Raw genomic sequence first — 12,029 nt, forward strand, 5'->3', positions numbered from 1 at the left:
GTTCCAAAGAGTGCGGTTTCGGCAGTGAAGCTGGGTGAGTGAGTGATCTATTCACACACCGTAGAAGGGGTTTCGGCGGAGCTAGGTTGAATTGGAGTGTTGCACGTCCAAATTCGCCTCGTTTGTTGCTTTTCTTTGCGTGGCAAATCGCAACACATAATTCTGGTGTTGCGGTAGTGAACCGACGCCATGTTGCTTTTTGGAGCCGCGCAAACGGAGGTATTAATAGTGTCATCCGGAAGGAAGTCCCCGATTGCAGCGACGTGGGAAAGCAACTAGGAATAATCTAGCTCACGACGTTAGAATTCGAAGGCGCGTCCACGGGGAATGAATTGAAGTTCAGGTACGGTCTGATATTTCTGGCTGGCGCTGGCGTTTTTGGTTGGGGCGGCACGAAGGTCTTAAACCACTGGGACCGCAATAAGGACCCTGACCGCTTGGCCTTCATTCTAAACATTTCTCACATACCGCCGTCGGTTCGCAACCTTGATTGCGACGCCAGCGCCACCACCGACGTGATCGTCACCTGCTCTTTCGAGATTGACCCGCGCGACTACGACAAGGTGCTGGCTGGCAATTTGCGGATAAGAAGCTCTTGGGGAAGCGTTCCTTTTATGACCTTGAGGCAGCCGACGGAGACGTCTGGCTCATGGGGAATAAGGAAGGCGCGGTGATCGCTGAACGATACGAAGAGTGATCTTTCGCGATTTCCACGCACAGTATCGCGCCACGGTCCGCGCGGGTAGCATTTGCATTATTGATAGTCTGAGGAGCAGGTGTTAGCTTTCCGATGGGAGCCTTACCGAACCTGCTGCCGGGTTGAAGGGCATTCAAATCGATGACGTCCCCTGTCCGGAGGTCGAAGTGTAATCGGCAGACTTCGACGAGGATAAGGGGTTGCCGATGTTCTCTGAGACAATAAAGTTTTCTTCGCACAACGTAGCAGCTCTCAAAAAGGCGCTACGCAAGCGATATCCCGCTATTGGTTCGTCGCATTTCGATGAGGCTGTCGCAGCCTCTTTTGGTTTTAGAACATATGCAGCGATGCGGGGCGTGTTGCAGCAGGTAAGTGGGTCTGCCCGCTTCATGGTTCAAATAGATGCTGCATTGCTTATGTTGCGCCTTGAAGAGCTAGGATATGGCGGGCTCACTGTCCAGGAATTGCGGCGGACAATTATGGAAACACCTTATCCCGACCAGTGGCTTGGAGACGAACTGGAGCAAGCACTGGTGCGACGTCGCATACCAGACGCGGCGAATGGCTAAACAATGTCAATAATCCTACGTCCCGCGACAAAATCGGATGCAGCTTACCTGCTTAACCTGGAGGAGGAATGCATGCGCGTTTACGCGGAGGCGTTGTGGGGCGACTGGAATCAGTCTGACACGGTGGAGAGCCTAGATATCGCGGGTCATGAGGTGATTGAACTGGACGGCAAGCCCGTCGGATGTATTGCTGTGATCTGGCACGAAGATCACATTTTCATAGAAAAGCTCTATATAGCCCCCGCCTTTCAAAGCAGGGGAATAGGGTCCTATGTTCTGGACACGAAGTCTTACCAGGCAGCACAACAGGGACTTCCTACGAAGCTGAGCGTCCTGACCACAAATCCTGCGGACCGATTTTATAAGCAAGCGGGGTTCGTACTAGAGGCGGAAACGCTCGAACGCCGCCGGTTTTTCAAGGCAGTACCAACATCCTGATTGCACAAGGCGCGTGGCCGACAACCGGATTAGCGACGGCGTGCGTGACTATGCCGTAGCGATCGTGCGCGAGCGCTATGCCGATTTCGGCCCGACGCGGACACAAGCCCGGCAGCGGACGGATTTCATGAACGATCCGGATGTCATTGCCCGACGGGAAAAAGCCTTGGCGCGCATGGCTGCAGAGCAGACTAGTGCTTCCGAGTGCCTGTCGAACCCCACCGCTGGACCGTCCCTTTATCAGGCCGGACCCTAATCCGTCGTGGAGGAATTTCTCAGGGGCACGTCAGTTTCGCGTTGAAAGCGCCGGCTCAACACACGCCGGTGCCCCACCCGGTCTTGCTGTCGTAGTGACCGCTGACGGTGATGGTGTGGGGGTCACCGCTGTTGTCGACGTAGGTGATGCTCGTCTGTGCGCCGAGGCACCAGTTGTTGTCGTGAAGCTCCCACGTCACGCCCTCCGAAGACTTGAGACCCGCGTCTGCCAGATACTTCCCGAGATCCCTGGCAGCAAGGGCACGCTCTGCTGCGGAGGTGTAAAAGGTCTCGATCGCTCGATCGAGGACAGGCGAACGCAGATTCCGGACGAACTCATAGGCAGCGTCAGACGTCGCTTTAAGTGTCTGGCTGGCGGCCACATTAGCGTTCGTGCGCGCCCCGTCTGCATTGTCGCCCGCCCATTTCTCAAGAGAATTGATGAAAGCTGCTTTGTTTTCCGCATAGTTTTCCAACGCCAACATGGTCCCTTCCCTCCGGGTGGCTAGTATTGATTGGACAATGCTAAATGCTGATCCATCCTCTCGGTTGTTTTAATAATTCTTGCACAACTCGACCATTTTACAAGGGGCTCGAGTGGATCTTCAGAATGATTCTTTTTGATTCAATCATGGAGCGCATAATAATCTAGAGGGGCAGCCCGTTGCTATCCCAAATTCGCACCATTTGTTGCTTTTCAGAGCTGGAAGTTTTGCAACAGGAAAGTCCCTATAGCTGAGCCAAAACACCTGCCTGTTGCTTTATCGGGGTCTTGCTCTGCGGTCATTGACGCTGGTAGCCAGGCCGGTGATCATCGTCACATCGCACGAGGATCCGCCAAGATGGATTCTAATCAGAGCAGTGCATTCCGGGTGTTTCTCGACCGCGCCCAAAGCTTCACAATTGGCTGATTGAGCAGCGGGAGTACGAGCGGCAGGAGCAGAGGCGCGGACGACGCCATGCATATGAATCTGTCGACCCACGTCGGACGGCTCTGGTCGTGATCGATATGGTCCCGTTTTTCGTCGAGGAAAGCGGCTACTGCAGAGGGATACTGCCCAACATTATTCGCCTCGCAGACGCTCTTCGCACCGCTGGTGGCACAGTGACGTGGGTTGTTCCCGGCTCCGATCAACCTAATCCCGGCCTTGCACGGGAGTTCTTCGGCGACGAGATAGCCGAGGTTTTCAGGACGTCTGGCGGCGCTGGCCCAATCTCGGAGAGAGTATGGGCTGGCCTATTCCCGCAGGAACAGGACCTGTATTTCGAGAAGTCCGCCTACAGCGCGTTTTTCCCTGGTTCTTCGAACCTCCCTGGAGACCTTCGAGCCAATGGAATCGACACGGTCATCATCACCGGAACCTTGACGAATATCTGCTGTGAGTCCTCGGCACGCGACGCATATGCCTGCGGCTTCCGCGTCATCTTCGTCGCCGACGGAACGGCTGCAAGGCGAGATCAGGACCACAACGCAACGCTCCACAGCATCTATCGGAGCTTTGGCGACGTGCGGCCGACAGACGAAGTTGTCAGTCTCTTGTCGGCCTAAACGAACTGAAGAGCCGTATTCCGCTGCAAGCTGGCTGGAGCCGCCTCGATGATCTCGTTGATCAGATCGATGTCTCCGACGAGGACGACGGTCTCTATGCCGCGAGTTATCGCGGTGTAGAGCATGGTGCGGTCCAGCAGCTTCGACCGGACGACGGGGATGATGACACGTTTGAATGCCGACCCCTGGGCCTTGTGGACGCTGATCGCCCAGCCATGTGTGAGCTTCTCAAGGTCGGCCGCTGTGATCGCATCTTCAGCGCCATCGTCGAACCGCACCCAGGCACCTTTGGGATGGGGCTTGGTGATGACGCCCAGAGACCCGTTCATGAACCCCGCGCAGATCGGATCGCCCGTCACCTTGTCGACGACGGGTTTCCCTTTGGCGTCGAGCTGGGGGGCTTTCGAGTAATCGTTCTTCAGCCACATGACCTTCGAGCCGACGCTCAGACCCCAATCCTCGACGTTGGGCTGTTTGCCCATGTACTCGACCTCGACGGCGCGGTTCAGCTCCTTCGATCCGGCGGGGCCGTTCTTTACCTGCGTGAGTATTTGGACGTCCATTTCGTGCAGGGCGGCCGTCTTGCCATAAACTGGAACCCGCCCGCACATGGCGCGGAAGGCTGCTATGGTCTTTGCCGCCACGTCGCCCTTCGACGCCGGGAAGAGATAGAGGCCAGGTGTCAGAGCAACATTCGGATCGAAGCGTCGGAGACCGACCGCCTTTCCGGTGCGCACTGCCGATGCGACGGCGGGAATGCCGGTGGCGTCGTCCTGTCGGTGAACGATGTCCAAGGTGACCGAGGGGATGCCCGTCGCCTTGACCATGGTGTGGAAGGGCAGGCCGGGTCCGATAGGCGGGAGCTGGCCGGGGTCACCGATGAAGATCAGGTTGACCTCAATGGGCAACTGGGCGAGCACCCGGTAGATCGACGGGGTGTCGAGCATCGAGGATTCGTCGAAGATGACGGTTCCCGCATCGATATGACGGCCTGCATCCTCAATGTCGTGCACCAGCCGCGAGAGGGTGTTTGCCGGGCGGCCTGTCGCTTCACTGATCCGCCTGACGGCGCGGCCTGCCAGAGCCACCTGCAGGTGTTCGAGGCCATGGCGTTGCGAAGTTGGTAAACCGTCGCGGATAGCCTCCAAGGCGGCAAGTATCGCCCGGACGACGGTCGTCTTGCCCGTGCCCGCGCCGCCGCTGATCACACAGACGCCGCAGGTCGTCGCCATGAAGACCGCCTCGCGCTGCGCGTCGGTGAGGGCGTAGCCGATTTCCTCCTCGACCTTGGCGATGGCGTCGACAACCAGCTTGCCGTCGAATCCCGGAACTTCACGGCCAATGCGCTCGCCGATCTGTCGCGCGACCTCTTCCTCCATGAACCGGCAGGCCCTCGACTGCAGAAGCTCGGCGGCTGGCGAGACCACGCGACCGCTGGCCAAGGCCAGATCGATGGCACCCGCCGGATCGCCGGTCCACGGCGCGAGCAGGCGCTTCACTAAGGGTTTCAGGACCGGGGAAGGGGAGGCCATGCTCCCTGCCCGGAAGCGGATGGCCAGCGCCTCCTCGACGGCCGCCGTAAGCCGCCTCGGGTCGTTTAGGGCAACGCCCAGCCGAAGCGCTCTGGCATCGACATCCTTCCAAGACTCCAGCAATGTCATCGTGAACGGGTCGGCCTTGATGCGGTCAATTGCTCCAAGCCCCCAGACACGGGCGGCGGCACCGGCCACACGAGGCGAGACGCCGTACCGATCCAGCCAGCGGAAGATTTCGACCTCCTCGGCGAGCATGCCGAACCCGTCGACGATAGCGATGGCCCGATCCGCGCCGACGACCTCCGCGAGCGCCTTCAGGTCGCGGTCCCGAATGATGTCGTAGATGGTCTCGCCGAAGCGCTCCCAGACCCTCTCCGCCGTCGCCCAGCCGATACCGACGAAGCGCTTGTCGGTGGCAAGGTGGCGGATGATCGCCCGTCCCTTGGTCACGAGGGGCAGGGCTACCTCGGCATGGAGCTGTGGGCCATACTCAGGATGAAGCTGGATCGGACCCGTAACACGCCACGTCTCGCCCACGGCCGGATCGCGCGGTGACCGCTTCGAGAGAACGAGGGCACGGCGGAGCTGCTCTGTTCCGTCGCGGCCGATAACCACATGGTCACCGAACCGGCTGGCGTGAACGGACGTGATGGACAGCTCCCAGGAAGACTGCTCAGAACGCTCACCAAGGACCAGGAACGTCTGCCCCTCTGCGCCACCCCGTCGTTGATTGGCCCCTGCCATGGGCTCTGGCTCTCCGTTCACTGCGGCCACCCACGACGGAACGTCGCGGGTCCCTGCGCCTCATTCACTGCGATCCAGCTCCCAAGGCCTGTCGGGGCCACGACGGCGCGGCTCCGAGGACCAGACTTCAAACACCCAATCATGGAAGTCTACCCGTCTCGGCGATCACCGCGCTCAGTCGCTTCATGCGGTCCAGGTCGCGGCGTAGCGAGGCGTTCTCCGCCTTCAGCCGAAGGTTTTCCTCCTCCAAGGCCATCTGGGTACCATCGACCTTGGCCTTCTGCTCGCGGTCAGCTTCCGCCTGTTCGAGACGTGTCAGGTTCGCCTTGCGATCACGGTCGTCGGCGGTGCTCAGGATTTCGGCGCAACGAGGATTGCTGCGGAACACCTGGCGGTCGAAGCCGCAGGCTTTGGCGATGGCGCTCTTGTTCAGCTCGACGCCGCCGTAGCGAGGAAGCGGCTGGTCGCCAAGGTTCTCCAGATAAGATTCTAGGGCATCGACATGTTCCCGGGCGACCTCGACGCCGCTCTTGCCCGTCCCTCGCGCCATCAGGATTTCCTCGGAGGGAGGGCGACGACTTCGCCGGAAGGAATGGCATCCATGCTGTCGAGCTTCTCGACGGTCGCCTGGTAGCCCTCGAAGAAACGCTTCCATTTCGAGAAGCCACCCATTTCGGCGACAGCAAGGATCATCATTCGATGTGAGGCGATCACGAGCTGCCTGTCGGCCTGTAGCTCATCGATCTCGGCGTTCTTTACCTCAACCAACCGGTCCAACTCTGCGCGAGACTTGTTGCTGCTGCGACCGATGGAGGTTCTTATAGTCTCCTGCTTTCGTTGGGCAGTCTCGAACTTGGTGCGTCGGTCGACATTCCGAGTTATGTCGGTGGCGTTCTTGAAGACGTCGCCGCTACGCCGAACGATGGCTCTGGCGGTGATGGTTTCGTCCTCGGCGATCATCGCCTCCAGCAGTTCCTCAAGATGGGCGTTCTTATCAATCATCGAGGTCTCTCAGGCGGTTCATGGTGTCGATGATGGTGTTCCCGAACTTCTGCTCGGGCGTCACGGACAGGTCCGTGCCATCGGGGAAGGGGCGTTCACCGGGCTCGGTAGCGAGCGCCTTGCCGATGTTCTCGTAGCGGATTCGGGCGTGCGCGATCTGGTTCGCCCAGCCAGCATATCGACGGCCTTCGGGTACGGATTCCAACTGGATTATGATCTTCGCGAAGCGGTCTCGCATCTTTTCGAGCTGATCGTGCTCTTCGACGACGTCGGTCCGCGCAAGATGAAGGCAACCATTGAAGCATTCGAGATGCTTTGGGCAGGGATCGCTGGTGAAGCTGTTCACGCATAGCCCGTAGGGCGTGACGTGGAGACCGTCGGCCTCGGCATTCAAGTAGTCGAAGGCTGCGTCGTCGCCATACTCGCGTTGGACACGCCGGAACTCGTCGACGATAGGTCCACGTACCTTGTTGGCGGCGATCATCTTGTAGACCTGAAGCGCCTTGTCGCCGAGAGAATCTTCGGCTTCCGGAGGAACGTCGATATGTTCGATATCCTCATGAAGGCTTCGGTGATCGTACTCGTAGCTCTGCTGAACGCTACGGCGGCCGAACTTCTTGGTGATCATCGTGTCGGCGACGCCGAGACGAAACAGCTCGGTGTTCTGCAGGTGCCGCAGGGAATGAGAGGTCAGGGTTAACGCGCAGTCCTCGTCAGTCTGACCGTATCGCTGGAAGAGGGTCTCCCCGCTTGCCTTGCCGCTCAAGGAGCCGTTGAGCGGGCCTTTGTCCAGAATGCCGATGGCAGAGTACAACGTCGTGTCGAGAAGGCCGTTGTTGCGTCCCTCGATGAGGTTCCTGATCGGCATCAAGAACAGGAGGTCGTGGGGATAAAACACCGTACCGTCGGTCGTCGCGGTCGGCTTGGTGGCGGACAGCTTTGTGCCGCGATTTTCTCGGATATGTTCCTCAACGTCACCGATACGGACGAATGCGGATCGCCAGTTGATCCGACCACTCTCGATCACGCCTGCCGACGTCCGGATCGGGATGGTCCGTTGAGCCGGGTTGGTCCAAAACTGCGACAGACCAGCGGGCCTGCCGTCTAGTTGAAGATCGCGGATCGTGTCGAGGTACTGGGGATCGTAGCTCTCACGGTATTGCCGGATTAACTCTGGCGGAACCTCTGCATCCGAGAAGACGGCATTTCCTGTCATGCGGACGTACATCTCCCAGGCAGGAACGAGCGCGTCCTCGGCATACTCGGGAAAGATGCGGCCCGTTTCAGCCTGCCGTTTCAATCGCTTCCGCAGCGGGGCAGTAATGGTGGCGATGTGGTCGAGCGTCTCGACCAAAATCTCCTCGAACATCGGTGGGACATGCTGGATGTTTTCGTACAAGGCCAAGCCCTCGGCCAGATCGTCCTCTTCCTGCTTTTCCGCGAAGTATCGGATTATAAGCGAGCGGGAGAACCCACCGTGCTCTCCGGCCGGTCGGCCGTCGGCATCCAGGTACTCACGCCAACGCTTCCAGTCCAATGGAAGGAGGGCGGCCTCTCCGATCCGGAAGCCCATGATGATCTGGACCTTGAATGCCGCGAACCGGATCGCATCCGAGAAGGACAGGGGCGTCTCGGTGAACACAATCCGCACCAGCTCCCAGAATGCTTTTTCATCCGGAAGCTTGGACGCTGACTTCCGTTCCGCTAGGCTGCGCCGAAGGCTCTTGCGGCCTCCGTGGGCGTTTTGGCGGTCTTTGACCGCATCGGCCCGCTGTTGCGCGGTCAACGCTTCCTTGCTGGCATAGGGCTGGCAGAAACGGGCCAGAGCAGGGGTGTCGGCGAGCTTCTGTTTGTCGATGACGTTCCTGACCATGGTCACGAAGTCGAGCGCCTGCTTGCCGGATTCCGAGGATCGCAGAACGGCGTTGTAGGCCTGCTGGATTTGATCGGGTGTAACCGCCCATGGAGGCGTATCCTCTGCTGCAGGTGCCAGCCGTCGAATCCCCGCACCCACTTGAACAGCGCTTCCTGGCTTCGTCTGGGCGAGGAGAAGCTGGTGGATCAATACGGCCTGGAAGAAGTCCAGCCAGTGAGGAGACATGGGCTTTGGCAGCAGGAGACCTTGCCCCATTTCTACTCTGATATCGTTCAGTTTCTCGAAGGGTGCGGTGTCCACCCCGACCTGACCCAGCCATGCAACAGGTTTGGATAGCCCGCCTCTAAGCTCCGTCAGGTTCCACCTTGTGTCCTTGCTCACCTTGCCATCACCATCAAAGACCAGGTTCCAGCTTAGGCCCCGCTCTTCGGTCAGCCTCTTGGCCGTGGCGATATATTCGGCATAGAACGGGTTCATACTTCGTCCTCACCATCGGATTTCAGTTCCTCGGCGATGCGCCGTGCGGCGTCGAGCGTGCTCTTCAATTGAGCGTAGGCAGGGGATTGCTGGTTGTTGCGGGACGCAGCGGCAAACTCCGTCACGACCGGACGAAGGCTCTCCACCACCTCCTGATGGATTTCTGGGTCGTTCAGCGGCATGAACTGGGAGCAGGTGTAGCAAGCCACCACGGGGTTCTTCATGCAGAGGTTTTGACCCAGGTTGCAACCGCCTATTCCGGCAATAGGAATCCCGTGAGGCACGCCGCCGATCTGCTTCTCGGCCGGAAGACCGAGCAGCATCGCCTTATCGATGGTTTTCGTCGTCGCGATCTTGGCGACGTTCTTGTAGATCGGCGAGATCGCCAGGGCGTCGTTGATACGCTTGGCCTGTGGCGGCGACGCGTCGAAGTATACGTTTGCGACGCGGTCGCTAGAGTGACCCATGAACTCCGAGAGACCAGCGTGCGAGATGCCGCCGTCCGCGAGACGTTGTGCCGCCGTATGTCTCAAGTCGGTTGGAGACCAAGCCTCACCAGTCAGGTCCGACGTAAGCTCAAGAATGACCCGGCTGACACCGGACGGCGTGAGGCCGAAGAGGAGGCGAGGGGGCACGCCCTCCTCTATCATGACCCTTCCTGCGTCCCGACGCTTCACGAACTCATTGAAGAGCGGGCCCCACTCTCGCTTGATCCGCCGGGTTTCTCGAATGCGCTTGCGGTTGTCCTTTTGCTTGATCCGGGTGACCGCCACATGCACCGCACCAGTCGAGTATAGCCGAACATCGGCCGTCTCGATCCGCGCGATCTGACCCGGACGGAAGGCATATTGGTATGACGTGACCAAGATGCACACGTCCCGCAGCGCTTCGTCATCAACCGATTGAGGATCATTCGAAAGCGCCGCGCACATCGCATCGATGTGGTCGACGATCAGGCTTTGATGATCCAGTGGCAGGAAGCAGTCGCCGATGCGAACGACGCGATACCTGTCTACTTTTGGACTCGGCAATGCACGAATAACCGATAGCGCGGAAGGCTCCCAGTGTCCGATATTCAATCGACACAAAGATCGTAACATCGCCCTCAACGCGGAGCCTTCGTCCACTTGCACTTCGGTCAAGACGAACGAGGTCCAATGAGCACGAGCGTCATATGCGGGCGAAGCAACTAGGTATGCAAAGGAATCTAGGCCTCGGCGGACGATGTAACTGCAGAGCCTGTCGAACCACAACTTCACCGAATGCGGATCATACTGGTGAAGCCAGTCGACTAAAACACGCTTCACCACGTCGGAAACTGCTCCGAACAGAACGAATTCCAAAGGACATCGAACACCATCCAACCGAAGTTCGACCTGGTCACAATCGCCGATGTCTCGAATAGCCACCATCTCGTCCGCGAAGTCATCGTAGTATCTGATGACCGGGGGAAGTTGTGGCAGCCCAGCAGAGAGTTCCACCAGTTTTTCAAGTAGTTCCGGCTTCACACTGCGTGCAGTGGCACTCATTGTCCGGCCTCCGGAACCGTGCGACGCAGGGCATCGACAAAGTTTTCAAACTTCTCGTTCCAGACTTCGGCGAGCGCTGTTTCAAAGTAGGCTTTAGCGTATAACCGGGGCATATCCGACTTCTTCGACCAGCCGAAGAAAGTCCGCAGTTTCTCCTGTGCTTTGTCGAGGTCATTGCCTGCGTCCTGGTATCGACGCATCCTGACAACAGCGGATGTATGGCGGAGATCATGACAAGAGACGCCTTTAAGTCCCTGCTTTTCTAAAGATTTTTTGGCCTCATTTGACAGAGCCTTCGTCGCTACCTCAAAGATTTCGCTGAGGGATCGAAGCGAAAGTGGCAGGCCTTTCTGAGAGATCAAGAGATGTGGGTGACTTGCCCGTCCACGATAGTTGCGGATGTAGAACCGGACGAGGTCAACGATCTCCTGTTGCAGCGGAAGCTGGCGTCGCGACATCTCTGTCTTCAGCCCAGGTTGCTCGTACCGAGGGTCTGGATCATCGACTTCCTCAACATCTAACCAATGGACAGTGTTGCGAGCGACCGGGTCGAAGTCCTCCTTGAACGATGAAGCATACAGCAACGCGCCTTCGCCACGCCGAAGCCCGAGGCGTAACAACAGCATGAAGACCAAAAGGTTGCGCCAGCGCAATGTCTCAGTCCTGAACGGGTTTCGTGGTGAATCCGGCCTGAAGATTTCGTACAGGTCCTCGATAACTAGCGGCGGAAGCGCCCGGATTGGAGGCGGCGGCCGTGGCGAATTGGGCACCAGTTGGCCATAGTAGTTTTCGAGCCGTAATATCTTCGCTGCGATCTCATTTGCACGGGGGCCAGCTCCTTTCTGGGCCTGCTGCAACATCTCTTTGATGAACTCGACCGCAGTGGTCCACGTCGGAGTATTGTCCGACCGTTTGATCGCAGCTTCATTGCGGAGCTGCGCCAAGAAGCCGACAAGGCAATCCTCCAAGGCATCGCAGTCAGCATCCGCGATCAAACGGTCGAGACAGTCGACGCCGTTCTGTTCCTTCACCGCTTGATAGAGTCTGTCCAGTGCAGCCAGGTGCCGCCGACGAGTCGATGCTTCCCAAGAATTGAGCGCGTCAGACCAGATAGTTGCGAAGAAGCGCGGTAGCCCGAGTGAATTCACACTGACGATACCACGAAGGGCTGGCGGCAATGTTCGATGCGATAGATTGACCGGCATGCTGCCTCGCGATTTGATAGCGCGGCAAACGTCTCACATTGAAACGTGAAAGCAACAGGTCGAACCGCAGTTTTGCACAGAAATCACAAGCAGCCTAAACGGCGGTTCGGAGGCAAAAAGCAACACTTCCGAAACCGCACGTTAGTTCCATAA

General features: G+C 58.5%; 11 protein-coding genes. 4 read left to right on the forward strand and 7 right to left on the reverse strand.

Annotation, left to right across the window (positions count from 1 at the left end; translation table 11 throughout):
• Positions 1-903 precede the first annotated feature (903 nt).
• The 3 genes from BN77_RS28600 (at position 904) to BN77_RS33850 (ending at position 1,960) form a co-directional block, all read left to right on the forward strand.
• Complete coding sequence (locus tag BN77_RS28600; RefSeq protein ID WP_040679051.1) at positions 904-1,266, forward strand: hypothetical protein; 363 nt, start codon at positions 904-906, stop codon at positions 1,264-1,266.
• A 72-nt stretch (positions 1,267-1,338) separates the two neighbouring features.
• Positions 1,339-1,704, forward strand: a complete 366-nt coding sequence (locus tag BN77_RS31640; protein WP_157224557.1) for a GNAT family N-acetyltransferase — start codon at positions 1,339-1,341, stop codon at positions 1,702-1,704.
• A gap of 40 nt (positions 1,705-1,744) precedes the next feature.
• Entirely contained in the window at positions 1,745-1,960 is a 216-nt protein-coding gene (locus BN77_RS33850; protein ID WP_157224558.1) for a hypothetical protein, read from the forward strand.
• A gap of 55 nt (positions 1,961-2,015) precedes the next feature.
• Here the strand turns inward: BN77_RS33850 and BN77_RS28615 are convergent, their stop codons facing one another.
• On the reverse strand, positions 2,016-2,444 hold the full coding sequence (locus tag BN77_RS28615) for a hypothetical protein (RefSeq protein WP_007538855.1): 429 nt from the start codon (positions 2,442-2,444) through the stop codon (positions 2,016-2,018).
• Positions 2,445-2,959: 515 nt separating this feature from the next.
• On the opposite strand from BN77_RS28615, the gene BN77_RS28620 reads away from it, so the two are divergent.
• Positions 2,960-3,508 (forward strand): cysteine hydrolase family protein, encoded by a 549-nt coding sequence (locus BN77_RS28620; protein ID WP_007538857.1) that lies wholly within the window; start codon positions 2,960-2,962, stop codon positions 3,506-3,508.
• On the opposite strand, the gene BN77_RS28625 is transcribed toward BN77_RS28620, so the two are convergent.
• From BN77_RS28625 to BN77_RS28650, 6 genes are all read right to left on the reverse strand, one after another.
• Positions 3,505-5,787: an AAA family ATPase gene (locus tag BN77_RS28625; protein WP_040679056.1), complete on the reverse strand. Its 2,283-nt coding sequence runs from the start codon at positions 5,785-5,787 to the stop codon at positions 3,505-3,507. The two genes, BN77_RS28620 and BN77_RS28625, sit on opposite strands and share 4 nt — an antisense overlap.
• A 139-nt stretch (positions 5,788-5,926) precedes the next feature.
• Positions 5,927-6,337, reverse strand: coding sequence for a hypothetical protein (locus BN77_RS28630; RefSeq protein ID WP_007538860.1), 411 nt, complete (start codon positions 6,335-6,337; stop codon positions 5,927-5,929).
• Positions 6,337-6,789: a hypothetical protein gene (locus BN77_RS28635; protein WP_007538862.1), complete on the reverse strand. Its 453-nt coding sequence runs from the start codon at positions 6,787-6,789 to the stop codon at positions 6,337-6,339. Before BN77_RS28635 ends, BN77_RS28630 begins: the two co-directional genes overlap by 1 nt.
• Positions 6,782-9,142 (reverse strand): hypothetical protein, encoded by a 2,361-nt coding sequence (locus BN77_RS28640; protein ID WP_007538864.1) that lies wholly within the window; start codon positions 9,140-9,142, stop codon positions 6,782-6,784. The genes BN77_RS28635 and BN77_RS28640 overlap by 8 nt, the downstream gene beginning before the upstream one ends.
• Positions 9,139-10,671 (reverse strand): site-specific integrase, encoded by a 1,533-nt coding sequence (locus tag BN77_RS28645; protein WP_040679057.1) that lies wholly within the window; start codon positions 10,669-10,671, stop codon positions 9,139-9,141. The genes BN77_RS28640 and BN77_RS28645 overlap by 4 nt, the downstream gene beginning before the upstream one ends.
• On the reverse strand, positions 10,668-11,876 hold the full coding sequence (locus tag BN77_RS28650) for a tyrosine-type recombinase/integrase (protein ID WP_040679058.1): 1,209 nt from the start codon (positions 11,874-11,876) through the stop codon (positions 10,668-10,670). Before BN77_RS28650 ends, BN77_RS28645 begins: the two co-directional genes overlap by 4 nt.
• Between the last annotated feature and the right edge of the window lie 153 nt (positions 11,877-12,029).

Origin of the sequence: Rhizobium mesoamericanum STM3625, from assembly GCF_000312665.1 — a bacterium.
Lineage (GTDB): Bacteria > Pseudomonadota > Alphaproteobacteria > Rhizobiales > Rhizobiaceae > Rhizobium > Rhizobium mesoamericanum.

Coding starts and splice junctions, on each gene's coding strand:
- BN77_RS28600 (WP_040679051.1), top strand. CDS start 904: ATGTTCTCTGAGACAATAAAGTTTTCTTCGCACAACGTAGCAGCTCTC.
- BN77_RS31640 (WP_157224557.1), top strand. CDS start 1,339: ATGCGCGTTTACGCGGAGGCGTTGTGGGGCGACTGGAATCAGTCTGAC.
- BN77_RS28615 (WP_007538855.1), bottom strand. CDS start 2,444: ATGTTGGCGTTGGAAAACTATGCGGAAAACAAAGCAGCTTTCATCAAT.
- BN77_RS28625 (WP_040679056.1), bottom strand. CDS start 5,787: ATGGCAGGGGCCAATCAACGACGGGGTGGCGCAGAGGGGCAGACGTTC.
- BN77_RS28630 (WP_007538860.1), bottom strand. CDS start 6,337: ATGGCGCGAGGGACGGGCAAGAGCGGCGTCGAGGTCGCCCGGGAACAT.
- BN77_RS28635 (WP_007538862.1), bottom strand. CDS start 6,789: ATGATTGATAAGAACGCCCATCTTGAGGAACTGCTGGAGGCGATGATC.
- BN77_RS28640 (WP_007538864.1), bottom strand. CDS start 9,142: ATGAACCCGTTCTATGCCGAATATATCGCCACGGCCAAGAGGCTGACC.
- BN77_RS28645 (WP_040679057.1), bottom strand. CDS start 10,671: ATGAGTGCCACTGCACGCAGTGTGAAGCCGGAACTACTTGAAAAACTG.
- BN77_RS28650 (WP_040679058.1), bottom strand. CDS start 11,876: ATGCCGGTCAATCTATCGCATCGAACATTGCCGCCAGCCCTTCGTGGT.